The sequence below is a fragment of the Bacillus sp. 37MA genome (assembly GCF_000372765.1).
Classification (GTDB): domain Bacteria; phylum Bacillota; class Bacilli; order Bacillales; family Domibacillaceae; genus Domibacillus; species Domibacillus aminovorans.
This window is the reverse complement of record NZ_KB889752.1, coordinates 836,044-859,116: the sequence shown is the minus strand read 5'-3', so window position 1 is coordinate 859,116 and position 23,073 is coordinate 836,044. Positions and strand designations below refer to the sequence as shown.

The window sequence follows — 23,073 nt, the reverse complement described above, 5'->3', positions numbered from 1 at the left end:
GCACACCCTATTTTTAGTTGTCAAATGATAATTGTTTTTTGATAATCATTTTGTTATCGTGTCAATAGGAGGTGATCCCTGTGGACAAAAAAGCTTTTTTTCATAAATTTGTGGCCTTTACTACCGCTGTTCATCAAGTGTCACATGAAATTACAAAAGATGTTAAATCCGATGCCATTACCCCCGTTCAATATAGTATTCTTGAATATATAGCGGTTAGTCAGCCTGTTACCCTTAGTCAAATTAGTGATTGTCAGCATATGTCCATGCCGAACACGAGTCGTGAACTGAAAAAACTAAGCGAAAAAAAGCTATGCGAAAAATTTGCCGTTGCCGAAGATCGACGAAAGCAATATATCCGTCTTTCCAAAGATGGGGAAGCCATTATGAACGAAGCCTTTAAACGTATAGAAGCCCGTTTCCTGCAACGGATAAAGGATGCTTCTGAAGAAGAGTTGGAAGAAATCGACCGCGCTCTGGATGTGCTTCACTCAAAAGTGTTTTATTCTGGTAAATCATTGTGATAGGCGTAAAGGCGTATCGTGTGGTACCGTAAAACGACGATAAGCTCTTCTCCTAATAGGAAGAGCTTGTCTGTTCATAATCCTCAAGTTCAAAGTAATGCCATAACTCAATGGTAGCCGCATAAAAATCTTCATCAAACTTTGGGCCATCGTAATCGATTGCTATTTGAGAACGGTACTCTTTTTCTAAACATTTTTCAGAAGTTAAGCCTTCTATTTCGTCTCCACAATGTCTCTGCAAACCCACACTCTTAAGTTCTGTTTTTCCTGGCTTTTAAATTCGTTTACATATTTTCTTTGAAGAACTTTACTCCGTTCTTCTCCTAACTTCCCTAATTCAACACTTCTCTAATTCAACTATACTCCTTTTTAACTCTTTGTTTATCTCACTTTCTGGAATCAATACATACCTATCATCAATCTCATATAGAAAAAAGCACCCCGGAAGATGCTTGTATAATTACATTATAAGTTCTATAGAATAAATATCAGCAGCTGAAAATGTTCTTTCACCAGTGGTATTCTCAAATTTAGAATCCCCTGATTTATTCTTAATCCCTGCTATTAGGACATCGATAAACGGGCCTTCCGTTTCACTCGGATCATAATTTTCAATAGAATTATAAGCAAAAACCTTACCATTTTTAAGCTTTACTACCGCTTTCAAAATACCATCTCCTCTCCCTTATATGATTCGACAAAATCAGACAATTTCCTGCAATGTAGAAGAACACTACAAATGTTTCACATCGCATCGTATCAACCCCTTATGCTATTTGCTTTGTGTATTTTAGTCATGAAAAAAGCATCCCATAGGATGCTTCTACACTATTCTTTCGTTATAGTACACGAGCTTTAATACTGAATGTGCTGTCGTCATTTTTAGCAATGTCTATTATTTCGATTATTCCATCATCTTGTAGCTTTGAAGCTGCTAAGTATTTAGCATTCATATCTTCTTCCGTGTCACAACCGATAACTAAGTGATTTCCGCCTGCTTCTTTTAACTTCGTTAACAATACATCCTGCGACATAGTAACACCTCCCTTCGCCTTACATTTCGACAAAAGGAATCATCCCCCCTCTATGCTGGGTACTTTTCCTGGATTTTTTGCATTATTTTCTCATTAATGGTTATACTGCTTTCAATCGGAACATTTTGCTATGTTCATTTCGAATAATTAAAGCTGGGGTAACCTGGCTTTTTTATATCGAAATATTGTCGTATTGTTCATTTAACTGATTGAATTTTCACAGTTTGAATCGTTGTTGCATAGATTAAATATAAATAGGAGCCTTTTCTTCCTCCTAGCGCCTTTTCCATTTCTTCTATAGCAACTATTCTTGCCCTGGAATAGTTGCTTTTTGTCATATTAGTGTTATGTCTTGCATAACCACCCCAATACTCTTGTTAAAGAGGGAAACTGCTTTTTTATTAAAATTGAATTCCTGGACTCGTTGATATGTCATCTGATATAACGGCAATTTCCGTTACCTTCGTACCCGGCCTTACTTCGGGCTGAACAGAAGAGTTTGATGGATATCCATTAGCTCTATATTTAATCTCCGCATAATATGGTTCTATCCCTCCCCCAGATACAAACATAATCAGATCGTTATATCCGTTTGTTTTATTGCGGCTTACGATAATTGGATTGTTTACTAGCGTAAAACTGGAGATGAGTTGGTAGCTTTGGTTGAGTTGTTTAAAAATGACTAGACTGCATCCACCAGTTCCGCAAACGAAAGGACCGACAAGATATACGATTACTTCTGGTACACCGTCTCCATTAATATCAATCCGATTATAATAGTACCTAACCTTGATATATATCACAGCTGGGCAGAGTCCTGGCCTTTTATATTTTCTTTAGCTCAACAAAAGAATGTAATATTTCTAGATATTTTGTCGAATACATGGTAATTCTCTCTAGATTATTTTATGATAGCTTCTATTATGTTTAATAAACAAACTCGCACAGGAGAGATGTAATGTTATCTACTCAGTTAAATTTAGATGACTTATCCACCCAAATTAACGATATTCGCGAGTTAATGATAGCCTCTGGTTTAAAAAAGGGATTTACAGATATCGAAACCCTTAAATATAGCGAGGAGCTAGACAAATTAATTCTCCAATTTCAATTGCAAAGCAGACTTTAAAAATCTATCGCGAATAAATATCATTTTTTGTATAAGTGTCTCTAGATTGGTTAAACTGTTATTGTGTTAGGTTTTCTCATAAGTAAGTTCCTTCCACTCGTTTTAGTCAGGGCAACCTGGCTATTTTTTTATTGCAAAATATAAAATAGTTCCTCTTTGCATAAACTTTTCTGATACGGGCATACTGTTACTGCTTTATGTCAATCCTCTAAATTCCAATTCTTTTACAGTCAGGTATTAATCTGGCTGTTTTTTTGTTTAAATTTCCACTTCCACTTTGATTTTCATCGGGATTTCTTCTGCCATCATGATGTATCCTAGTTGATGACTATTTTCTGAATTGAATTTTTGCACTTCATCCACTGATTTCATCCTCCTTATATGTCTACTGTTGATCACTCTCCCTTACACCTCTTATATAAGATTTTGTGCTTGATTTCTGTTTCCACAGTATTCTTTTTGTTTAATTTTTTTCCCATTGGGTATGACTAGTAACTAACCCAAATTTACTCAGTTTTCACATAAAAGGAGTATCCATTGTGACGTATTTAATTATTAGTCTAATACTTCTAGCAATTTTATTTTTTATCATCCCAGAATATGGATGCGGTTGTTTAGGCCTAATTATTCTTGTATTGATCGTAATAATTGTATCTCGAGTGTTTCCTAACCTTTTTCTAATTTTGAATCAACTCATCTCTGCATGGCAATGGCAACAACCCTTGGAGCTTTTAAAAGGTATTTTTTAATTTGATTACTTTTTTCTTATGAAACAGTCAGCCGTTTTGAGCCAGAATTATTCTGGCTTTTTATTTTTCTCCGACATATTTAAACATCCTATTGAAATGACTATTACCGTACCGACTAGCCTCAGCTGCCTTTCTTTGCTGCTTAATTCATTCGTATTCGTCATAACCGCGGTAACGATCGACCGTGAAAAGAAATGTTGTTATGGACCCTTGTTACCAAATGAATTGTTGCCCTTGTCCTCGCTACAGATAACACTTTTTATTTTTATAGGACCATTTGTACAAGATTCCATTGAATTTTTTCATACTATAATCAACAAGGAGGTGATAATTATGAGTTCCGAAAACTGTAATGACTCTGGATCTGGATATGGATCAGGCTTTGCGCTAGTTGTTGTCTTATTCATTCTTTTAATCATCATTGGAGCATCTTACATGGGTGGCGGATGCTGCTAGGTACCAAACCTTTATCCGTAAGACCCTTTTGAATTAATTTAGCTCTTGCCTTCTCTCTCTACTGTAGCCACCAATATAATGTTATGCGACTGTATATAGTAAATACAGCCGCTTTTTTCATTCAATATTTGTGAACGTTTTACGCATCCTGCAGAATCCTTTCTCTTAACTCAAAGAACCATTCCTTATCCGCAGTTATGATCGCTAAATCGATAAGGCTGTCATAATCTTCTTTCAAAAGAGACGATTCCAACTGCATAATTAAGTTCAATGAGCAGGTAGCCGGTGCCGGCTGGATGTATTCAGGAATTCCACTTATAAATCTAGCTATTTTCGTAACATGCACCGTTTCTAAATCTTGCGAAAAGCCATCTATATAACTCATATACCAGTATCGGCCAGACGCTGCTAAAACCCAATCGCCTGCTTTCAAGGCTGTCACTCCTTTTCAGTTCACATTTTCGTCGACCTGTTAAGTAGGAATATTCATTTGATAAATGGGTATATAACAAATACTATGGTCCTCTCGTTTATCCTTTACACAAAGTTTTCTCTACTATCTTTAAGGTTTAGAGAAATCTTGGTGGGAGGTGATTAAATGAGAAGAATACAAGGAATCAATCAATTAATTTCTTACCTTGATTCGATCAACTTTCCACTAACTGAAGAGGAAATTCATGATCTAATTTTAAAAAGGGAAATTCCTCACAAAAGACCTATTAACAGCCTTGTTATTTTTGATTTGGACCATATTGATTGGTGGATCAATGAAAATCGAACCAAAGAATAATGTTTTGAAGCCCTATTTTCGAGTGGGGCTTTAATTCTTTAAATGCAACTGATTTCTCGTACTGTGCATTACTATGAAAATAAATACTTCTAGGTTTTTAATGAGCAATGTATAATTCATTCTCCGTTATAAAAGCTAAGAAAAAATTTGGAGGAAAAAATTATGAGCGATAATAAGCTCAAAGGCATCAATACTCAAATTGAAAAATTAAGAACGTATCTCAATGAACTTACAAAAGAAAAATCCCTATCTGACCCAGAAGTCGTTGAAACAAGCCAAATGCTTGATGCATTATTAAATGAATATGATCGATTAAATAATTCAAGATTATAAATCATCTTTTAGGCTTGTTCGACGTCCTGATCCATTACAGCGATAGCATGTAACTCGGCTTGAAGAAATCACATCGAATACTGGCTGTACTTCCACCTTTTCAACAGCTGGATCTGCCAGAAGAAGCTTGTAATAATCGGCTTCGGCTTTGCTGTCAAAAAGAATGCCGTATACAAATGTTTTCTTCGCGTTCCAATTACACACTCTCATTTAGAAACGTCCTCTTTTTATTTATAACTTTGTTCTTTTCATTTTATTATTTGAATTTTACATACTGTTAATTATGTTATTATTATATTTGTTATTTCCTCAATACCGCGTCCCATCCGCGGCATAATGTACCTTGACACAAGCGTCCTGCTCATTCCATCCAACCTTTTGAATGCTGCCTGTGCCACGTCACGTTCTTTCGAGCTAATCGCCGACAAATGCTTTCGTTGCGCATACCAAATCAATTTACGCTGGGCTTTGGTTAAATCATAGTATCCTTTGATTTCGTTCACTCCGCTCCCCCTCTCTGCAGGTCCACATATTTATCAAACATCCGGATGCCTCTAATCAATTCCATTGGACTTGTATTACCGACGGCCAATATCATTTGTTCACTCGTCATCACCTTTCCTGTCAATTGGATGCGGGTAGTGTAGCAAGCGTATTTTTTGTACAAAAAAGGCAACATCCCTTTCTAGGTGTCGTTGCCTTTAAAGGTTTATTCAGCTAAATTCATACTTTCGTATTGGTTAATGTCAGCAATTTTAATCAGCTATTCTTCTTGTACGAACTTCACCACATCATATCCGCACTTATTACAGACCATTAAATGAGGACAAATCTGATTTTTAGCTGTATTGGGATAGCCATCACCCATTTTTACAGTCTCTTCATCATTATAATGACCGTAAGGGTCTAAAAAATCTGATACCTTACCTGAATCGTCTAATTGAGAATTACATTTTGGACAATACATTTCTAATACTTTTAATGAATTACATAAAGGACACATTGCCATAAGTATCACTCCTTTTAGCTTTCAAATTTAGTATCCATTTTTTTTATCGATACTATGTAACATAATAAAAAGTTAATTGATACTGCATTTTTAGCTAGTTCAAGTTCAACAAAAGAGTTTTAGATTGAATGCTCTATAACAGAGCCTTAATCTAAAGTGGCAAGACTCCGCCCAAAACATTTACTTACATTGTAAAAAAGCCGTACCAGTATAATGACTGATACGGCTTTTACTTATTGGAAGCCCAATTCTTTTGCGAAACCTTTTCTTTGCTTTATTAATATCAGTATCCATATCCATAAATTTTCCCTCCATTCTATTGGAGCAATTGTCTTTAATATTACTACCACATCAGAAAAATAAAAAATTTTTTTCCATAACAATCCCTTATTCCAAAATAGCCCCCAGTTACTTGAATAATTAAACTCTTATTTTATTTGCTTTAAATGAATTACTGAGATGTAATCATATTTGCTTCGAGTTCATTTCTACCTTTTGCATCGACACTGTTCCCTTGAAAATAGAAAAATGTTATTGCCAAACCTAAAACAAGAAGAGATAAAACATCGATTTTTCTCTTCATATTCTCACTTCCAAATCCTAATTTTTAATAATATCATATCACAATTTTTTCCACTTAATATAAAGTTCTTGTTAAATTAAACTGGCCCATTAGTTCAAGAAAATGGTTAAATTTAATATTTTTCGTTGATTTCGTTGTTTTATTTCTTCAGTTTCCCTATTATGAAATCGATTCAAAAAACAACATGAAACAAATTAATTTTAAAGATTACAATGACTGTTTTCGTTGTTTATTATGGTTTTTTACAAACATTTAAGGAAATTTTACAGAAATCAACTCATTTATTTACATTCCCTCTTTACAATTGACATGTAACATTATTTTAAATTGGAGGTAAAATGAATGAAATCTAACATGTTTAAAAAAGTAGTAGTGGGTACAACATTATCCATGGCGATGTCGTTTGCTGTAACTAGTACAGATATCCCATATAATGTCTTATCCCATGGGACGTCTTCCATTGCATTTGCTAATGAAGAAACCGTTCTAGACTTAAAATTTGACAACAATGCGAACGATAACTCTTCAAGCGTCGTAACTCCTTCGGTCTTCGGCAATCCCGAATTTGTTAAGGGGCGTATCGGACAAGCCATTAAATTTAGATCCCCAGGACAATATGTAGACTTGGGCAATCGCGACGGGTTCCGTTTCGGTGAAAGTACAGATTTTTCTGTTGCCTTCTGGATCAAATCGGAAGGAATCAAGGGCGACCCTTCCATTATTTCAAATAAGGACTGGAATTCCGGAAGCAACACCGGGTGGATTTTGGCCGTGAACGGTTCGGGTGAACTCATCTGGAACTACAAAACATCTGGGAGCGGGCGATTAGATTATCGCATGCCGAATGTTGCCGACAATTTGTGGCATCATATCGTTGTCACGCACGACCGAAAAAACGGAAGCGCCCGCTTTTATAAAGACGGAAGCCTGATTAAAACAGTCGATATCTCCGGAATGAAAGGAACGCTTGACTCATCCTATACGACCAAAATTGGTCAAGATGGTACAGGAAAATACGGTTCTACTCTGACTGCACAAGTTGATGAGCTTCAAATGTATCAAAATGTCTTGAGCGAATCGAAAGTCCGCGCCATGTACGATAGCGCTCCTCCCCTTCCACCCACTTTAGTAGAATCCGTCTCGCTGGATCAGACTAACGTCAACCTGAAAGCGGGTGCACCTATGCCGCTGACAGCTACGGTCTCTCCAATTGATGCGACGGTAAAAGAGGTCGAATGGATCTCTAGTGATACAACGGTAGCGAAGATAGAAATGATCAACCAGCGCCCCACTATCATTGCTGGGAAGCCAGGCGACGCAACGATCACGGTCAAAACCGTTGATGGTGGCAAAACAGCGACAGCCAAGGTACATGTATCTAACTCTATTGATGTGTCGGGAGATGGGTTGTTAACGAATGATGATTTAAAAATCATCCTGAAAAACCAAAATAGCCGTGAAGGTGACAATCGTTGGGAACAAGCTCAAAAAGCGGATATTAACGATGATAAAAAAGTAAATCGCGCTGATGTACAAATGATGAAAGATAAGTTGGCTCCTTACAAGAAAGATTTTCTTTACAAGCGGGTTGTATTCATCGGAATCGATGGGGCTGGGAATGCAGTAAAAGACCCACAAGCAAACGCAAAAAATATTCAGAAGCTAATAAGCGAAGGTGCTGGAACATATGAAGCAAAAGCAATGCTACCGACGATAAGTGCAGAAAACTGGGGATCCATGTTTCATGGAGTCGGTCCTTCAAAACATCAACTAACCAACGATATTGTAAATAAAAATCCTTATCCTGAGAAAAATCCTTATCCGTCCTATATGAAAATGCTGAAACAAGAGCGTCCTATGCTCCAACAAGCTTCCTTCACCACATGGTCACCGATCAACAAAGGAATCATTGAAGATTCTGCAGGTGCATATAAAGTAAATGGTGGGAATGATGAAACTACGACAAAAAAAACTGTGGACTATATTAAAACAAAAGGTCAAAGCACTCGTAACATTTTTGTTCATTTGGATGAGGTGGATGGTGCCGGTCACGGTAATGGCTATTACACCCCCAAATTTTATGAGCAAGTACAAAAAGCGGATCAGTATGTTGGTCAAATTGTCCAAGCTTTAGAAGAAGAAGGACTGACGGAGGATACGCTAATCATCCTGACTGCTGATCATGGCGGGACAAGTTCTGGTGGTCATGGCGGAAGCTCCCCTGAAGAACAGACTGTTTTTTGGGCAGCAAAAGGAAAATCGATTAAACCTGGTACCGTGTTGTCTGATGAAGTAGAAGTGGTTGATACTGCAGCCATCGTAGCCCGTGCACTACGTCTGGACATCCCTGAAAATTGGGAAGCAAAAATCCCGACAGGACTATTTCAAGACAAAAAATAAGAAAAGTTGAAAAACAGGTACCATTTTTCTTATTGAAGAAAATGGTACCTGTTTTTCATTAATTCTCCTTTTATTCCTTTCGTGAAGAGAGGAATAATATCGTTTGTAGCTTTTGAATAAAGTTTGATAAAAAAGGGGGCAGCAAATCCTAATTTGGCAATAAACAATAAGAAACCATTTTGAAACAAAGATTGATCAGAATGGTTTCTATTCTTGTGAAAATTTATGATGTTTTTATAACAAAGTTTGATAATTTCTGATGATCCTTATTAAAGAAAAGCCCCGGTTAGTTGAACAAGAAAGTAACAAATAATGTGTGATAGAGAATATGAATAAGATGACCATAGAATCACGAAGCAACAATTAAAAAAAGTAATATACCCTGACCAATCCATTAAATATCATCCAATACAAATATTAACTTATGCTAGCCACTATTTTGAACGGGACCAGATAACGATGGGGATAAGCAGTAGTGAAAGAATACCTCCGACAAGTGAGAGCGTAGCGTAACTCAATTGTGCTACAACTATCCCAGAAAGCGCTCCCCCAGATGCCCCAGCCAAGTCCAAGCAAAGCTAGAGCAATGATGAGTACTAGCATGGAATCGGCAGGTGCAATAGCAGCCAAAACGCCCGCAACCAGTAGAGTGAATCCAGAAGCAATTGCCATTGTAGTTCTCCCAATCTTGTCAACAAGTACTCCAGTTACAATTGAGAAATTAATTTTTTACAGTTTCTCAATCTATCTCATCCGACCTGTCCCTTTATGAGACAGGTTTTTTCTTTTACACTTAAAACAAATACCAGTTCTATTTCGTGATTTAAGTACATTCTCTATAATAGCTTTCCTGCTTCACATCAGAGCTGCGCCAATTGTGTACCCACGACAGGCTTGAAGAAGTACATTTTTATTATTACGCTCAAACAAAGAAGATTTGAAAGGAGAACGATCATGGCGGCATTCAGAAAACATGGGAATAAAATGTTCCTGAAAAATTTAAATCGATCTTCATTTTCCATTTCAAAATCCCAATGCTAGTTACAAGGTTAGTGGAAGGGAAGAAATGGATTACAAGGACGGTAAAAGGAACCAATGAAGAAGTAGCGTAACTTTCCGAAATCATCTACTATATAGTCAGGCACCTATTGTGGACAAATCGCTTAAAAAATATTCGTATTAAGAGAGGCGGTAAATGAAATGGAAACATCTAAAAAAATAACAGTAGAAACAATAGTTCAAGCACCAGTAGAAAAGGTATGGAAATATTGGACAGAGCCAACTCATATAACAAAATGGAGTAAAGCTTCAGATGACTGGCACACACCATTTGCTGAAAATGATTTAAGAGCAGGTGGGAAATTCCTTTCAAGAATGGAAGCCAAAGATGGCAGTTTTGGTTTCGATTTTGGTGGAATTTATGATGAAGTAAAATTACATGAGGTTATTGCTTATACACTGGGTGATGGAAGAAAAGTTAAAATCACTTTTAAAGGTCAAGAAAACGAAACCGAAGTAATTGAAACTTTTGATGCTGAAACTACGAATCCAATTGAGTTACAACAACAAGGATGGCAGGCAATTCTAGATAATTTCAAAAAATATGCAGAGCAAACAACCATTTAAAAAAGCAAAGAAGAGATGCTCTAGTTATGATTTTTATAAGGCACTAAAATAAATTAGTGGCGTGTGTCTGTGGCTATGATTATTCAATAACCACGGATACTGCCATTTTTTATTTTTATGATTATCGTAAGAAGTCGTGGTGTCAGGCACCCTTCATGGGCAACTGTTCATAGAAGGTGCCTGACATCTTTCTTTCAAAAAGTTAAGACGTTAGCAGTGCAGCTGTTGAAAAAATGACTCTTCAACTTTTCTGCTTATGATTGTGATAACAAAGTTTTATACAGTCTAATGACGGTCAAGTATCTTCAACAAAAAAGGGCACCATTCCTTACTTCGTTCAACTAACCTGCCCCGTTAGTTGAACAAGAAAATCAACACCAGTCTTTATGTACATATGATCGTCCCTACTTTATAAACAAAGTGATCATCTGACGGCAGCTTTTGTCCTCCATAGGTGTTTTCCCATTTTTCATCTCTCTAACTACTACATTCTTCATAAAATAGGCTACACGTGCTTCTGAAGACTTGCTCATCATCGTCTACCCGTTTTATTATGTTTATCATAAAAATCAATCCATTTAAATTCTGGTTAAAATACGTTTAATTGTTTTTCAGCCCTATTATGAAATTTTATTAGAAATTCGCCGTTACGTGAATCGTATCCGCTCCCTTCTAGGCTTCTATGATACCTGCCTTTGTATGCGTTTATATGTATAGGGACTTGACAGCCTTATATGATTTCTTCTTTGCTCCTTTATAATTAATTTTATAAAACAAAATACAGGAAGAACCAGCCCCTCCTGTTTTCAATTCAATAACTGTAATACTTGTTCTGGTGTTTAGTTCGATTGTGCTAGCATCGTCTGCGCCGCTTTTCTAAAATAGGAATAGAAATTAAAAATCTCTCCTTTTCTTCACAATGTTAAATATCCCTACTTTATTATCCTTGAGTGTCTTCGTCACTTTTGTATTCTAAAATATCTCCAGGCTGACATTCTAAAGCCTTACAAATCGCCTCTAAAGTTGATAATCGAATCGCCTTTGCCTTTCCATTTTTCAATATAGAAAGATTAGCCATCGTTATTCCAACCCTCTCCGAAAGTTCTGTTACGCTCATTTTTCTTTTAGCAAGCATCACATCAATATTGATTATAATTGCCATATTATTCACCTCAGATCAGACTATTAAATCATTTTCCGCTTTTATATCTATGGCTTCTTTTAAAAGCCTTTGAAGAACAGCAGCAAAGACTGCAATCACCATTGAAGCAAAAATAATGACCAATCCGATTACTATGATACCTGGGGCGTCGTCTTTATCCCCCATGAGAAAAAAGAGTGGCATGCCTACCACATACAAGATACTGATTGTGATTGCACAGTATTTGATAGTCTTTAAAGCCTTTACAGATAAATCCGAGAAAGCTTTATTCTTGTCAATATAGCTTAAAAGTTTAAAAGCCTGATACAGAGCAATGTAAAAAGGTATCGCCGCTGCATACAAATCGATTAAAACGAGATATTTCATATAAGCAATATCTGGATACAATTCTGCTGCAAAATTCGCTATCTCAGGAACCAAAAATATGCACAATGCAAGAACTGGAATTCCAATAAGAATAACAGCTATCTTTAAAAAGAGTGTTGTTCCTCGTTTCATAAAAAGCACCTCACTTATTTATTGTTAATTTGATTTTAATACACGATTTATCGTTTTACAATAAAATATTATTGATTTTAATTATATTTTTATTATTACAGAAATATTCCTTTAATTTTAGACAAGGAGAAAAAGCATTCCTCATTTGTTTGATTTGCTTGTGACAGCATTGCCTGAGCGGCTTCACTAATAATATTGTTCTTCGTCAATTCCATCATACTCTTTGCCATATCCATATCACGTATTCTGGACTCTGCCACTGTTAAATTCTCCCCGTAGTTAAAAACATTTTAATTAATATTGTAATTAAATATAGTATAAATGTTGTTTCAATATGGAATGTATATCTTATTGATTGAAAACCAGGTCGCACATCAGATTTGCTTTGATTTTTATTTATCTTTTCAATATGGGGACTTATAAGAAATGACAATATAGATACTTGAAAGTTTTACTTTAGGTTAAAGAAAAACGGCCTATTGTGGTTGTCTTTGATTAGCCCTTTCATCGAATAAGAAGTGGTTTATGTCCTTACTATAAAAACACAAAACAAAAAGACAACGATTCACGTTGTCCTTTCAACCTAATTTTGTAAAGATAATACAGTTATATATAACTCTCTTACTGATCTTTTGAAAACACCCTACCATCGCTATAGGAAAATGACCCAATTTTAAAATAAACCTTTTCAGTATCTGCATCACTAAATATTAAAAAAGAAAAAAATAAGCGCAGATACTTTCAAATAAATTTAATCTGAGAATACATAATCCCCTTCTTTGATTTGATTCTTTTCGAACCATCCAAGATTCACTTCAATTGCATAACGATAAGAAAGTTCCGGATCATAAGTAGGGCATCCTTCCTCTTTACAAGGCTTCATATCTAGTATTTTGAGAATTTTACCATCTGAATCAAGAAAAGCAATAGATAAAGGAATTAAGGTGTTTTTCATCCAAAAACCGCCATATGTTTTTTCTGAAAGCACAAATAATATTCCCTCGTTTTCGGGTAATTTTTCAACAAACATTAAGCCCTTTTCTCTTTTTTCTTGAGTATCTGCAACTTGAACGGTTAATCTGATTTCCCTTTCTCCACCGATTATTTTTATCCTTTTTTTCAATATATTCCCTCACCTTCAAGAATTATTATAAGCAGGAAAGAATTTTGGTATCTTTTTTTAAAAGAAGTTCATTATATTCAAATTTCCCTTTTTCGCAAAAAACGCCTTTTCCCCTTAACCTTCTCAACTAACCTGCTCCGTTAGTTCAATAAGAAAATCAACACCAGTCTTTATATACATATGATCGTTCTTGCTTTATAAACCAAAGCGATCATCTAGCGGCAGATTTTATCCTCTACAAGCGTTTCTCCTTTTTTCAGTTGATTTTTAACCAAATAAAAAAGACCGAAAAAAAATCGGTCTATTTTGCATGTCTTCTTGAACTAACGCACCCTATAGTTTAAGTGAATATTTTCACAAGAACCCCTATTAAATGCATTCCGGCAGTATTATCAAAAGCTATTTATAAAGAAAAAAGCAACAATTCGAACGTTGCTTTTTCCAATTTATCTTATTCGGAATTTTGTACGCTAGGAGAACTTCAACCTAAAAAAGTCGAATTCCTTACTATGCTAAGGATCCGACTTTTTTAAAAGAGGGTTCTTAACAGTTATAAAAATTGACTAGTATCTATCCTAGTGGAATTTTTCCTTTAACCTGCTTTAACGTCGCTACTATAAGAAAGCTAACAATCACTAATAAGAGCCATGAACTCACCTTTCCTAGATGAACGAGACTCCATGCATCGGTTTGGTTTGGATATTCCCAAGCTCCAAAGAACGTTGCGATATTTTCGGCTATCCATATAAAAAATCCGATGAGCACAAAAGAAAGTGCGAGTGGCATACGGTAACGAGTTCCATTAACCTCGTATGTGACCCATGATTGCCAAAAGACGATAATTACAAGTCCAGATAACCACCAACGAACGTCAATCCAATAATGGTGGGTGAAAAAGTTCAAATAAATCGCAGCTGCAAGAGGTACAACTACGAAAAGCGGTGGCCACTTAACCAGTTCAACCTTAAGCCTCCTCCACGCCTGGCAAAGATAACTCGCTACACTTGCGTACATGAATCCGCTATACAAAGGCACTCCAAAAATTTTGAAATATCCTTCCTCTGGATAAGACCAGGAGCCCATATGTACCTTGAAAAGTTCAAGAGCAAGTCCAATAAGGTGGAACAATGTGATAACCTTTAGTTCATCCCGTGTTTCAAGCCCAGAACGCACCATCCACCACTGCATCAGAAGGCAGATGATGAGCAGCCAGTCATACCGTGGTAGGAAGGGAAGTTGCATGATTTGTGTAAAAGCCAAAGAGGCAAAAATAACGACAGGAAACAAACATGATAGGGCCTGCTCCCAACCAAAACGAACGAGTTGTTTTAGTGCTCTCATGATTTGTGCCTCCAAAGGTTTTTTCTGAATATATGTAAGTCCTGCTTAGTATAGTAGCTAAATAGATTTAGGGTTATGTACATAGGTTCACCGCCGAATAACTTTCTTTTCTTTTCGATGTTAAATATTCCTACTTTATTATCCTTGAGTGTCTTCGTCACTTTTGTATTCTAAAATATCTCCGGGTTGACATTCTAAAGCCTTACAAATCGCCTCTAAAGTTGATAATCGAATCGCTTTTGCCTTTCCATTTTTCAATATAGAAAGATTAGCCATCGTTATTCCAACCCTTTCTGAAAGTTCTGTGACGCTCATTTTTCTTTTAGCCAGCATCACATCAATATTGATTATAATTGCCCATGTTATTCACCTCAGACCGTTAAATCATTTTCTGATTTTATATCTAGTGCATCTTTTAAAAGCTTTTGAAGAACAGCTGCAAAGGTTGCAATTACGCTTGAAGCAAAAGTGCACATTAATCCCAGACTTATAACACCTGCTACGTCACCTTCAATAAATATAAGTACGAATATTATTCCTACTACAATTAAGATACTGATTGTGATTGCACAGTACTTTATATACCTCAAAGCTCTAACAGATAATTCCGCGAAAGTCTTGTTCCTATCTATGTAGCTTAAAAGTTTAAATGCTTGATACAACGCAACAAAAAATGGAATAGACAATATATACACACATACTAAAAAGGGATATTGCAAGTAAGCAGTCTCTGGATTCGCTTCCGCATCTCTACTGGCTATCCCAGGCAACCAAAATATACACAAAGCAAGTACCGTAATTCCAATAAGAACAATAACTCCCTTTAGGAAAAATGTTGATCCTCGTTTCATAAAAAGCACCTCACTGATTTATTGTTAATTTGATTTTAATACGCGATTTATTGTTTTACAATAAAACATTATTGATTTTAATTATATTTTTATTGTTATATAAATATTCTTTTAATTTTAGACAAAGATAAAAAGCATTCCTCATTACAAAGAAATGCTCTATAACTTTAAACTATTCAATTTATAACTTGTTCAACTAACCTGCTCCGTTAGTTGAAATAGACAAAAATAGAAGATTACCTTTTATTTTTTTGTCTCCACTCAATTGCTCTTCGTTCCAAGTTTTTGACAAAGTTATCCTTACCATCACTATATCCTTCGATGTCTTTTGGGAACTCCACGGCAAGACGTTCCTTTAATTCCCCATATTTAATTGCTTCATCTTTATGTGATATTAAATATTCACGAACAGCTAGATGGCGTTCAATTTCAAATTCATTATCAAATTGAAAAATGTGTATTTGGTGTGTCCTATTTTCTCCACCTTTTCGGAAATATCTTCTTCCCCTAATCCCTAACTCCCCAAGAGCCTCATATCCTATTTCAACCATCTTTGCATTAAACGTATCAACAATTTTAATATCTTTAACTATTGACATAATATCAATGATTGGTTTAGCTTTTAAACCTGGTACGGCTGTACTGCCTATATGATGAATTTCAACGATTTCGTCTTTAAAAATTTCACGGATTTTTTTTGCTTCAGTTCTGAAAAATTGAATCCAGTCGTCATCATAGTCAGTAACAATAATGTTCATTGCACGATTAATCATTACAATTTACCTCCTTATAAACACTATAAGGCTTCCATAAAAATATGAGGTGTTAAATGTTTCATTTATTCCACATCCTTAGGTAAAACTAAGTTGTATAGATCTCATATTGAACTAACGTACCCGTTACTTCAATATGAAGAGCCATACTTCCCTCTTGATGTATGGCACTCTTTACTTCAATAAGGATATCACTTTAACGAATGAATGCCATTTCTCTTTTAGCAAGGGCATCTTTTAACCATCGAGGATGCATTTTCAACAAGTCTTGCGGTAGGTTCTTTTGTTCAAAAAACTTAATTTCTAATGATTCAGAAGAATTACATTTAAGTTCCCCACCTGTAATTTCAGCAAGGAAACAAGTTGTTATAAAATGTACTACTTTACCTTTTGGGTAATAAAACACTTGTGAATTAGGATCAGAGTAAACACCAATTAACTTTTTAATTCTTATATCTAAGTTGGTTTCCTCTTTCACTTCCCTAATAGCTGCTTCAGAGACCGTTTCACCTATTTCTATATGTCCCGAAGGAATACCCCATAGTTTTACATCAGCTCTTTTCTGTAACAAAACTTGATTCTCTTCATTCAAAATAATAACAGCAACACCAGCTTTTAATTCATCAATTCTCTTCATAACAATAAAACCTCCTTTAAAAATAAAAAAAGTCCGAAAGGAAAGATTTCAACGCATAACAAATACGCTGAACCTTTCCCCTCGGACCTTTTATGTCAATAGGTGCCTTTTACATTTGTAAAAGATGTAGCCCTCGGTCACAGACCTATATAAATAGCGGAACCCTAGCTGCAATTTTCCAGTTCATAAATTATAATTTTTATTTTTAGTGTACTTCATTATTTTACAACTAATATTCAAAAAATTAAAGGTGTTATTAAACTAAACTGCCCCGTTAGTTCAATAAGGAAATTAACACTATTGGCTAACAGAGCCTTCAATTAAAAGCAGATTGCTTCCTGCCGGTGAATGACGGTCTGGTTCTGGATGGGTCAGTTTAAAAGCAAAAAAGACCTTATGGTACTTTTGATAAAAGTATCCTTGCAAGGTCTTTTTTGATGGCCGCATGCATATCCTTGGCTTAATGGTCGTCTCCCTGCTCAAGCCGGCCGTCTTGCTGTCCCGCTAATTCCATTTCATGAAAAAGCGAGAGTTCGGATAGGTCAATATGTTCGTCAGGGCCGACTTTGTTGGTCAGATAGCCTTCATAGCGTGCGTCCATCATGCCGATAAACCCTTCCGGTTTGTCTGAAACAGCCTGGCCGGTTAATTCATAAGCAGGCAGCGCAGTTTGAACAAAACGCATTTTTTCGCGATGGGTAAAGTTGCCCCATTCCGTCATGGAAAACGAGTGAAGGGTTTCTTTGCTGATGGTCTGTTCACCCAAAAAACCGGGTTCCTCTCCGCCCGTATTTTCAGAAGCGACAAGGGATTCTATTTTTCCAAACAGGCTGGAAGAAGACCATTCTTCCACTGTAGCTGATAAGCTTAATCCAGCACTTAACAGCACCATAAAAACCGGCATAAGCAGCAACATGAGTACGTATTTCATAAGAGGCACCTCCTTTTTACGTAGTGTGCTAGGTGTCCCGATGCAAATAGATACCGGGGGTTTTTGCCTTGCTGTTTTCTCGTAAAACAAAGGCTTCGTTCCCCGTAACCTCTATCTTTTCTACAAAAGCGGAAGTTTATTCAAAAAACATGAAAAATATTCCTTTTCGACAGCCCAGTGAACAGGGGACACAAGAGGAAAAGACGGCTCTCTTTTTTATATCCCCATGATTTGTGAAAAAGTGGTTGTGACAGCAGAAGTCTGCTGCAAGAGGTCTAGAATACCCCCTGTTTCTATCTTTGTTAACGATGTGTTTTTAATCTGTTCGCAAAGATAAAAAACAGGCTATGCGAAAAATAAGTATCAGTAAAATTTCAATTCTCAACCAATCACTCTCTTTTATAAGATGGGGTTTTATTTTAAACTAAAAAAGAACATATATTTATAAAAGTTCATCTTTCACATCATCTGGAGACAATTCGATTCTCATTAAGTCCCCCTCCTGCACATCTGATCCTATTTTTCCAACTAACATTAACTCCTGAATCAATTCGTCCTTACGCCAGAACAGCTGTATTGGAGGAATTGTGGCAGACTTGGGAAGTAATCAAAAAACGGGGACTGAATAAATAAACACTCTGATACGTTTATTTAATCTCCCATTCAATGGACTTAAAACAACAAAAATCCCGAACAGGGATTTTTTTAAGTGTCCGCTATTCGGGGTATAGTTCACTCCAACAGGAGTTTTTTAGTTAACAGTTATAAATTATTTTAACGTTGAATAGAAAAAACACTAAAACTAAATATCATTTGTTATTAAGTGACCTCTACCCTGTCAATTCACAAATAAGCGTTTTTTCTCATTTCTTGAACTACCCTTAAAGCCTTTACTATCAAGGCTTTATAGGCATAGTCCTAATCAAAGGACAAATAAGTTAAACTCTTAAAGCTTCTACCAATGAATTATATTGCTAGCTGGAGTTTTTGAATAATTTCTAAACTTGCTGATTGCTATTTTCATTACATGCTGATAATATAAAGAAGCATGAATTGGAAAGCTAATATTCAAAATTCTTGAGTCTTTCCAAGCAGATAATTTTTGACCACTTCCCTTAAGGAAGTTAAGGCCATACGGACAGCCGGGTCAAATGCCGATTGGCAACTTCAGTTGCCTTATTGATTGAGTTAAAAGCTCAAATTTTATAAGTTGGTTACTTTACAACCAGTGCATATGCATACAACTTGTGAAACAGTCAATAAGAGTGATAAAAGTAATTATTTGCTATTTAGACTCTGATCCTATGAAGATATATTTTGAATATTAATAAGCTTCTACTATAATGTCCCAGAGCATTTTAAGGTAGACGTATACATATGACTTTTATCATAGATATACTTATTCTTTTTAATATTTGGTAAATATATTTAAAGCAAGTGTTGTGCGCGATTATGCGTTTTGCACTTGCTTTTTTTGTTGTTCAAAACTTTGAGGGGGTTTACAATAATCTTTTCCATAGGCTGTTATGGAGTCCCTCTTTGCTTTACAAAAATCTAGCTAGGAGATGATAAGAGAATGGGAAAAGCGCTTATTATAGGTTGTGGTGGAGTGGCATCAGTAGCCATCCATAAATGTGTTCAAAACAGTGACGTATTTGAAGAGATTTGTATCGCAAGTCGTACAAAGTCAAAATGTGATGACTTAAAAGCCATACTAGATGGCGGTAAAACAAAAATTACAACTGCACAGGTTGATGCAAACAATGTGGACGAGCTGATTGCTTTGATTGAAGCGGTAAAACCAGATATCGTGATGAACTTAGCTTTACCGTATCAGGATTTAACAATCATGGATGCTTGCCTGGCAACAAAAACAAACTATATGGATACAGCAAACTATGAGCCGGAAGATACGGCAAAGTTTGAATATAAATGGCAGTGGGATTATCGCGAACGCTTTGAAATGGCTGGTATTACAGCTCTTTTAGGTAGCGGATTTGACCCTGGTGTAACAGGTGTATTTTCTGCTCATGCGCTTAAGCATCATTTTGATGAAATTGAATATATCGATATTCTCGACTGTAATGCAGGGGATCATGGCTATCCGTTTGCAACAAATTTCAATCCTGAAATCAATATCCGTGAAGTTTCAGCTAACGGAAGATACTGGGAAGATGGTGAATGGATCGAGACTAAACCAATGGAAATCAAACGCGTTTATAACTTCCCTGAAGTTGGCGAGAGAGATATGTATTTGCTTTACCACGAAGAACTTGAATCTCTTGCTGTAAACATCCCAGGCATTAAGCGTATCCGTTTCTTCATGACATTTGGCCAAAGTTACCTTACTCACCTAAAGTGCCTTGAAAATGTAGGAATGACTTCCATTGAGCCTATTGAATACGAAGGAAAACAAATCATTCCGCTTCAATTCTTGAAAGCAGTATTACCAGATCCTGCTTCACTTGGACCACGCACAAAAGGTAAAACGAACATTGGCTGTATCTTCAAAGGTAAAAAGGACGGAAAAGATAAAACGTATTATGTGTACAATGTTTGTGACCATGAAGAATGCTATAGAGAAGTGGGTTCTCAAGCAGTTTCTTATACAACAGGCGTTCCTGCTATGATCGGTGCCATGATGTTAATGACTGGAAAATGGAATAAACCGGGCGTATACAATATTGAAGAATTTGATCCAGATCCATTTATGGATGCATTAAACAAGTGGGGACTTCCATGGCAAGAAGACCTTTATCCAGATCTTGTAGATTCTGATCCTATTAAAGTTAAAGAATCCGGGCTTGTTCGTTAAGATGCGGTTTGAACAATTACCAACACCATGTTATGTAGTCGACGAAGGTCTTGTGGAAAAAAATCTAAAAATCCTGAACGGAGTCATGGAACGTACAGGATGTAAGATTATTTTGGCACAAAAAGCATTTTCAATGTATAAGATGTATCCTCTCATTGCAGAGTATTTAAGTGGTACGACAGCAAGCGGCTTATTTGAAGCTCGCCTGGGTTACGAGGAAATGGGCAAAGAAAATCATGTCTTTGCCCCTGCCTATCGTGAGGATGAAATCGACGAAATTATCTCGATTTGTGATCATATCATCTTTAATTCTTTCTCACAGGTGGAAAAATTTAAAGAGAAAGTGCTTCAAGCTGGTAAAAAAGTTGGCTTGCGTATAAATCCAGAATGCTCCACCCAAGATGGGCATGCCATTTACGATCCATGCTCACCAGGTTCTCGATTCGGTGTAACCAAAGAGCAGTTTCGTCCTGAATTGCTTGAAGGTGTTTCAGGGCTGCATTTCCACACACTTTGTCAGCAGAACTCTGACGATTTAGCAACCACTCTTCAGGCAGTGGAAGAAAAGTTTGGACAATGGCTTCCGCAGATGGAATGGATCAACTTTGGAGGCGGCCACCATATAACGAAGGAAGATTATAACATTTCATTACTTGAAGATTGTATTAAGAGAATGCAGGAGAAATACGGTTTAGAAGTCTATCTTGAACCAGGTGAAGCCGTTGCTCTTAATGCAGGATATCTGGTTACGACTGTCCTTGATACGACTCAAAATGGAATAGAGATTGCTATTCTTGACACTTCTGCATCTTGTCATATGCCTGATGTATTGGAAATGCCTTATCGTCCCCCTCTTTTTGATTCAGGGGAAGCAGGAGAGAAGCCATTTCTGTATCGACTTGGCGGCCAAACTTGTATGGCAGGCGATGTGATAGGAGATTACTCGTTTGATCAACCATTAAAGAGCGGGGATCGATTAGTTTTTGGTGATATGGCCATTTACTCGATGGTGAAAAATACTACGTTTAACGGTATGGCACTTCCAGCCATTGCTGTACAAGATAAAGATGGAGATTGTCAGGTCGTGCGCGAATTTGGCTATCAAGATTTTAAAATGAGGCTATCTTAAAGGAGCAGTATAAAATTCATAGGTTATTTGTTTCTGTAATGGAGAGCACGGCTTAAAAATGAGGCTCCTCACAGAATACCTTTTAAAGAACCAGATTCTGAAACATGAATCTGGTTTTTTGTGTAAAAACTTATAAAATCCTGTTTGACGGGTTTAACATAATTTTAAGAAAAGCTCTGGTAATCTTTAATGTTGATATTGGATAAGATGCTAATCTGTGTGGAGGGATGCAAGAAGCAGGAAGTCTTTCTTAATAAATGCAACGAGCTTCCTTGTTATTACTATTCATAACAATAAACCACCATTCTTAAGAGATCAGCTAGATGTTTCTCGAAATAAACGATATTTTTAGCCTTCAGTTGATCCAAAAGTATATCGAATTTTATTTAACACATCCTATTTATACATGTTTTGGATGATAATAAGGTATAATATAAAGAAACGGGTAAAAGAGGATGATATTTTTGTTATATAAGAGCCTTGAGTTCAAAAATATTGTTGGACAGAAAGTAAAAGTCATTGAAATTCCTGTATTAGAAAAAAATAATCATTATCATTTTATGATTCAAGTTCGTTTACAAGTTTTTATTTCAACAATTTACAATAAACCTGAACAAAAAAGCTGCTATTCCTTTTATGATTATTTGAAACGAAAAATGAAATGGTCTGATTTCATTGATTTATTTAGTATTCAAGAATTCAGCAACAACGCTTAAGAAAACATTCAATCTGGCTCCTCTGCATTTTTTATATGATCTATAAAGAAGTAAATTAAACACTTATATTATTACCTAAAATGTAATCCAGCAGCTGTGTGCTGCTGGATTTTTTTGAATTTTCAAGTTACTTATAGCAGGTTTATTATAATTAATCTAGAATAACCTCATTTACTTATGATACGGTTAACCTCAATTAATTCTAAAGATAGCTACAGACTCTATGATGGACATCCACTTTTTCTGCAAGCTCTTTATAAGTGATCGTCTCTTTTCTTCCGCCCTTTTTATTAATACGTCCCAAGTGGAGAATACTCTTAATTCATGATTTGACTGCTGGCTTATATAAGTAACTTCCCCTCTACAAACACCCTTTTATTTTTACGTAAAAATGGTACTATTTTCAAATTCGATTATTTTTGTCTCAATGCGCCGCCCCGTCCCCGACCGTACCGCGGTCTGCC

29 protein-coding genes and 2 pseudogenes are annotated in these 23,073 nt (G+C 36.1%); 10 read left to right on the top strand and 21 right to left on the bottom strand.

Annotated features, from left to right (window positions below; translation table 11 throughout):
- Positions 1 to 80: 80 nt before the first annotated feature.
- A complete protein-coding gene (locus tag A3M5_RS0104730; RefSeq protein WP_018392614.1) occupies positions 81 to 524 on the top strand; it encodes a MarR family winged helix-turn-helix transcriptional regulator in 444 nt (147 codons plus the stop codon).
- A gap of 52 nt (positions 525 to 576) precedes the next feature.
- On the opposite strand, the gene A3M5_RS23630 is transcribed toward A3M5_RS0104730, so the two are convergent.
- From A3M5_RS23630 to A3M5_RS22250, 4 genes are all read right to left on the bottom strand, one after another.
- The gene (locus A3M5_RS23630; protein WP_026221585.1) at positions 577 to 765 is read right to left on the bottom strand and encodes a hypothetical protein; all 189 of its coding nucleotides are present in this window, start codon (positions 763 to 765) and stop codon (positions 577 to 579) included.
- A 219-nt stretch (positions 766 to 984) separates the two neighbouring features.
- Complete coding sequence (locus A3M5_RS0104720; protein WP_018392613.1) at positions 985 to 1,191, bottom strand: hypothetical protein; 207 nt, start codon at positions 1,189 to 1,191, stop codon at positions 985 to 987.
- A 172-nt stretch (positions 1,192 to 1,363) separates the two neighbouring features.
- Positions 1,364 to 1,558 carry a hypothetical protein gene (locus A3M5_RS0104715; RefSeq protein ID WP_018392612.1) on the bottom strand — a complete coding sequence of 65 codons (195 nt, stop codon included), beginning with the start codon at positions 1,556 to 1,558 and terminating at the stop codon, positions 1,364 to 1,366.
- 401 nt (positions 1,559 to 1,959) lie between these two features.
- Positions 1,960 to 2,361 (bottom strand): COG3650 family protein, encoded by a 402-nt coding sequence (locus A3M5_RS22250; protein WP_018392611.1) that lies wholly within the window; start codon positions 2,359 to 2,361, stop codon positions 1,960 to 1,962.
- A 155-nt stretch (positions 2,362 to 2,516) separates the two neighbouring features.
- On the opposite strand from A3M5_RS22250, the gene A3M5_RS24355 reads away from it, so the two are divergent.
- Together A3M5_RS24355 and A3M5_RS24350 are read left to right on the top strand one after the other, a co-directional pair.
- Positions 2,517 to 2,687, top strand: coding sequence for an aspartyl-phosphate phosphatase Spo0E family protein (locus A3M5_RS24355; RefSeq protein ID WP_018392610.1), 171 nt, complete (start codon positions 2,517 to 2,519; stop codon positions 2,685 to 2,687).
- A gap of 1,082 nt (positions 2,688 to 3,769) precedes the next feature.
- Complete coding sequence (locus tag A3M5_RS24350) at positions 3,770 to 3,892, top strand: YjcZ family sporulation protein (protein ID WP_018392607.1); 123 nt, start codon at positions 3,770 to 3,772, stop codon at positions 3,890 to 3,892.
- Between the two features lie 139 nt (positions 3,893 to 4,031).
- On the opposite strand, the gene A3M5_RS0104685 is transcribed toward A3M5_RS24350, so the two are convergent.
- Positions 4,032 to 4,325 (bottom strand): hypothetical protein, encoded by a 294-nt coding sequence (locus tag A3M5_RS0104685; protein WP_018392606.1) that lies wholly within the window; start codon positions 4,323 to 4,325, stop codon positions 4,032 to 4,034.
- 165 nt (positions 4,326 to 4,490) lie between these two features.
- Between A3M5_RS0104685 and A3M5_RS0104680 the strand changes: the two genes are divergently transcribed.
- Together A3M5_RS0104680 and A3M5_RS24345 are read left to right on the top strand one after the other, a co-directional pair.
- Complete coding sequence (locus A3M5_RS0104680; protein ID WP_018392605.1) at positions 4,491 to 4,682, top strand: hypothetical protein; 192 nt, start codon at positions 4,491 to 4,493, stop codon at positions 4,680 to 4,682.
- Positions 4,683 to 4,844: 162 nt separating this feature from the next.
- Complete coding sequence (locus A3M5_RS24345) at positions 4,845 to 5,015, top strand: aspartyl-phosphate phosphatase Spo0E family protein (RefSeq protein ID WP_018392604.1); 171 nt, start codon at positions 4,845 to 4,847, stop codon at positions 5,013 to 5,015.
- Here A3M5_RS24345 and A3M5_RS22240 read toward each other — a convergent pair.
- The 5 genes from A3M5_RS22240 to A3M5_RS26370 form a co-directional block, all read right to left on the bottom strand.
- Positions 5,010 to 5,225 (bottom strand): DUF1064 domain-containing protein, encoded by a 216-nt coding sequence (locus A3M5_RS22240; protein ID WP_018392603.1) that lies wholly within the window; start codon positions 5,223 to 5,225, stop codon positions 5,010 to 5,012. The genes A3M5_RS24345 and A3M5_RS22240 overlap by 6 nt on opposite strands.
- Positions 5,226 to 5,296: 71 nt before the next feature.
- Positions 5,297 to 5,518 (bottom strand): hypothetical protein, encoded by a 222-nt coding sequence (locus tag A3M5_RS0104665; RefSeq protein WP_018392602.1) that lies wholly within the window; start codon positions 5,516 to 5,518, stop codon positions 5,297 to 5,299.
- Positions 5,515 to 5,682 carry a hypothetical protein gene (locus A3M5_RS25175; RefSeq protein WP_018392601.1) on the bottom strand — a complete coding sequence of 56 codons (168 nt, stop codon included), beginning with the start codon at positions 5,680 to 5,682 and terminating at the stop codon, positions 5,515 to 5,517. Before A3M5_RS25175 ends, A3M5_RS0104665 begins: the two co-directional genes overlap by 4 nt.
- Before the next feature lie 96 nt (positions 5,683 to 5,778).
- A complete protein-coding gene (locus A3M5_RS0104655; protein ID WP_018392600.1) occupies positions 5,779 to 6,024 on the bottom strand; it encodes a hypothetical protein in 246 nt (81 codons plus the stop codon).
- Positions 6,025 to 6,475: 451 nt separating this feature from the next.
- Positions 6,476 to 6,607, bottom strand: a complete 132-nt coding sequence (locus tag A3M5_RS26370; RefSeq protein WP_018392598.1) for a hypothetical protein — start codon at positions 6,605 to 6,607, stop codon at positions 6,476 to 6,478.
- A gap of 342 nt (positions 6,608 to 6,949) precedes the next feature.
- On the opposite strand from A3M5_RS26370, the gene A3M5_RS0104640 reads away from it, so the two are divergent.
- Positions 6,950 to 9,007 (top strand): alkaline phosphatase family protein, encoded by a 2,058-nt coding sequence (locus A3M5_RS0104640; RefSeq protein ID WP_018392597.1) that lies wholly within the window; start codon positions 6,950 to 6,952, stop codon positions 9,005 to 9,007.
- A gap of 434 nt (positions 9,008 to 9,441) precedes the next feature.
- On the opposite strand, the pseudogene A3M5_RS0104635 reads toward A3M5_RS0104640, so the two are convergent.
- A pseudogene (locus tag A3M5_RS0104635) lies at positions 9,442 to 9,724 on the bottom strand (MFS transporter); the annotation flags it as partial.
- A 483-nt stretch (positions 9,725 to 10,207) separates the two neighbouring features.
- Between A3M5_RS0104635 and A3M5_RS0104630 the strand changes: the two are divergent.
- Positions 10,208 to 10,633 (top strand): SRPBCC family protein, encoded by a 426-nt coding sequence (locus A3M5_RS0104630; protein WP_018392596.1) that lies wholly within the window; start codon positions 10,208 to 10,210, stop codon positions 10,631 to 10,633.
- A gap of 940 nt (positions 10,634 to 11,573) precedes the next feature.
- On the opposite strand, the gene A3M5_RS0104625 is transcribed toward A3M5_RS0104630, so the two are convergent.
- The 10 genes and pseudogenes from A3M5_RS0104625 to A3M5_RS0104580 all read right to left on the bottom strand — a co-directional run bounded on the left by A3M5_RS0104625 (position 11,574) and on the right by A3M5_RS0104580 (position 17,949).
- Positions 11,574 to 11,795 carry a helix-turn-helix domain-containing protein gene (locus A3M5_RS0104625; RefSeq protein ID WP_018392595.1) on the bottom strand — a complete coding sequence of 74 codons (222 nt, stop codon included), beginning with the start codon at positions 11,793 to 11,795 and terminating at the stop codon, positions 11,574 to 11,576.
- A 15-nt stretch (positions 11,796 to 11,810) separates the two neighbouring features.
- Complete coding sequence (locus A3M5_RS0104620; protein WP_018392594.1) at positions 11,811 to 12,293, bottom strand: DUF2975 domain-containing protein; 483 nt, start codon at positions 12,291 to 12,293, stop codon at positions 11,811 to 11,813.
- A gap of 95 nt (positions 12,294 to 12,388) precedes the next feature.
- Positions 12,389 to 12,583, bottom strand: a pseudogene (locus A3M5_RS24340) (flagellin); the annotation flags it as partial.
- 461 nt (positions 12,584 to 13,044) lie between these two features.
- A complete protein-coding gene (locus A3M5_RS22235) occupies positions 13,045 to 13,416 on the bottom strand; it encodes a DUF192 domain-containing protein (RefSeq protein ID WP_018392592.1) in 372 nt (123 codons plus the stop codon).
- A gap of 570 nt (positions 13,417 to 13,986) precedes the next feature.
- Positions 13,987 to 14,757: a DUF817 domain-containing protein gene (locus A3M5_RS0104605; protein ID WP_018392591.1), complete on the bottom strand. Its 771-nt coding sequence runs from the start codon at positions 14,755 to 14,757 to the stop codon at positions 13,987 to 13,989.
- Positions 14,758 to 14,895: 138 nt separating this feature from the next.
- Positions 14,896 to 15,090, bottom strand: coding sequence for a helix-turn-helix domain-containing protein (locus A3M5_RS0104600; protein ID WP_018392590.1), 195 nt, complete (start codon positions 15,088 to 15,090; stop codon positions 14,896 to 14,898).
- A 38-nt stretch (positions 15,091 to 15,128) separates the two neighbouring features.
- Complete coding sequence (locus A3M5_RS0104595) at positions 15,129 to 15,608, bottom strand: DUF2975 domain-containing protein (RefSeq protein ID WP_018392589.1); 480 nt, start codon at positions 15,606 to 15,608, stop codon at positions 15,129 to 15,131.
- Positions 15,609 to 15,844: 236 nt separating this feature from the next.
- Entirely contained in the window at positions 15,845 to 16,381 is a 537-nt protein-coding gene (locus tag A3M5_RS0104590; protein WP_018392588.1) for a GrpB family protein, read from the bottom strand.
- A gap of 196 nt (positions 16,382 to 16,577) precedes the next feature.
- Positions 16,578 to 17,018 (bottom strand): NUDIX domain-containing protein, encoded by a 441-nt coding sequence (locus tag A3M5_RS0104585; RefSeq protein ID WP_018392587.1) that lies wholly within the window; start codon positions 17,016 to 17,018, stop codon positions 16,578 to 16,580.
- Positions 17,019 to 17,478: 460 nt separating this feature from the next.
- Positions 17,479 to 17,949 (bottom strand): hypothetical protein, encoded by a 471-nt coding sequence (locus tag A3M5_RS0104580; RefSeq protein WP_018392586.1) that lies wholly within the window; start codon positions 17,947 to 17,949, stop codon positions 17,479 to 17,481.
- 1,576 nt (positions 17,950 to 19,525) lie between these two features.
- Between A3M5_RS0104580 and A3M5_RS0104570 the strand changes: the two genes are divergently transcribed.
- From A3M5_RS0104570 to A3M5_RS0104560, 3 genes are all read left to right on the top strand, one after another.
- Positions 19,526 to 20,764, top strand: a complete 1,239-nt coding sequence (locus tag A3M5_RS0104570; RefSeq protein ID WP_018392584.1) for a saccharopine dehydrogenase family protein — start codon at positions 19,526 to 19,528, stop codon at positions 20,762 to 20,764.
- Between the two features lies 1 nt (position 20,765).
- The gene (gene nspC / locus A3M5_RS0104565; RefSeq protein WP_026221582.1) at positions 20,766 to 21,893 is read left to right on the top strand and encodes a carboxynorspermidine decarboxylase; all 1,128 of its coding nucleotides are present in this window, start codon (positions 20,766 to 20,768) and stop codon (positions 21,891 to 21,893) included.
- 464 nt (positions 21,894 to 22,357) lie between these two features.
- Positions 22,358 to 22,609 (top strand): DUF2535 family protein, encoded by a 252-nt coding sequence (locus A3M5_RS0104560; protein ID WP_018392582.1) that lies wholly within the window; start codon positions 22,358 to 22,360, stop codon positions 22,607 to 22,609.
- The last annotated feature ends 464 nt before the right edge of the window (positions 22,610 to 23,073 follow it).

Excerpts from the sequence above, each read along its gene's own strand:
- A3M5_RS0104715 (WP_018392612.1), bottom strand. The coding sequence starts at position 1,558 with ATGTCGCAGGATGTATTGTTAACGAAGTTAAAAGAAGCAGGCGGAAAT.
- A3M5_RS24355 (WP_018392610.1), top strand. The coding sequence starts at position 2,517 with ATGTTATCTACTCAGTTAAATTTAGATGACTTATCCACCCAAATTAAC.
- A3M5_RS24350 (WP_018392607.1), top strand. The coding sequence starts at position 3,770 with ATGAGTTCCGAAAACTGTAATGACTCTGGATCTGGATATGGATCAGGC.
- A3M5_RS0104680 (WP_018392605.1), top strand. The coding sequence starts at position 4,491 with ATGAGAAGAATACAAGGAATCAATCAATTAATTTCTTACCTTGATTCG.
- A3M5_RS24345 (WP_018392604.1), top strand. The coding sequence starts at position 4,845 with ATGAGCGATAATAAGCTCAAAGGCATCAATACTCAAATTGAAAAATTA.
- A3M5_RS22240 (WP_018392603.1), bottom strand. The coding sequence starts at position 5,225 with ATGAGAGTGTGTAATTGGAACGCGAAGAAAACATTTGTATACGGCATT.
- A3M5_RS0104655 (WP_018392600.1), bottom strand. The coding sequence starts at position 6,024 with ATGGCAATGTGTCCTTTATGTAATTCATTAAAAGTATTAGAAATGTAT.
- A3M5_RS26370 (WP_018392598.1), bottom strand. The coding sequence starts at position 6,607 with ATGAAGAGAAAAATCGATGTTTTATCTCTTCTTGTTTTAGGTTTGGCA.
- A3M5_RS0104640 (WP_018392597.1), top strand. The coding sequence starts at position 6,950 with ATGAAATCTAACATGTTTAAAAAAGTAGTAGTGGGTACAACATTATCC.
- A3M5_RS0104630 (WP_018392596.1), top strand. The coding sequence starts at position 10,208 with ATGGAAACATCTAAAAAAATAACAGTAGAAACAATAGTTCAAGCACCA.
- A3M5_RS0104625 (WP_018392595.1), bottom strand. The coding sequence starts at position 11,795 with ATGGCAATTATAATCAATATTGATGTGATGCTTGCTAAAAGAAAAATG.
- A3M5_RS0104620 (WP_018392594.1), bottom strand. The coding sequence starts at position 12,293 with ATGAAACGAGGAACAACACTCTTTTTAAAGATAGCTGTTATTCTTATT.
- A3M5_RS0104605 (WP_018392591.1), bottom strand. The coding sequence starts at position 14,757 with ATGAGAGCACTAAAACAACTCGTTCGTTTTGGTTGGGAGCAGGCCCTA.
- A3M5_RS0104600 (WP_018392590.1), bottom strand. The coding sequence starts at position 15,090 with ATGCTGGCTAAAAGAAAAATGAGCGTCACAGAACTTTCAGAAAGGGTT.
- A3M5_RS0104595 (WP_018392589.1), bottom strand. The coding sequence starts at position 15,608 with ATGAAACGAGGATCAACATTTTTCCTAAAGGGAGTTATTGTTCTTATT.
- A3M5_RS0104590 (WP_018392588.1), bottom strand. The coding sequence starts at position 16,381 with ATGATTAATCGTGCAATGAACATTATTGTTACTGACTATGATGACGAC.
- A3M5_RS0104585 (WP_018392587.1), bottom strand. The coding sequence starts at position 17,018 with ATGAAGAGAATTGATGAATTAAAAGCTGGTGTTGCTGTTATTATTTTG.
- A3M5_RS0104580 (WP_018392586.1), bottom strand. The coding sequence starts at position 17,949 with ATGAAATACGTACTCATGTTGCTGCTTATGCCGGTTTTTATGGTGCTG.
- A3M5_RS0104570 (WP_018392584.1), top strand. The coding sequence starts at position 19,526 with ATGGGAAAAGCGCTTATTATAGGTTGTGGTGGAGTGGCATCAGTAGCC.
- nspC (WP_026221582.1), top strand. The coding sequence starts at position 20,766 with ATGCGGTTTGAACAATTACCAACACCATGTTATGTAGTCGACGAAGGT.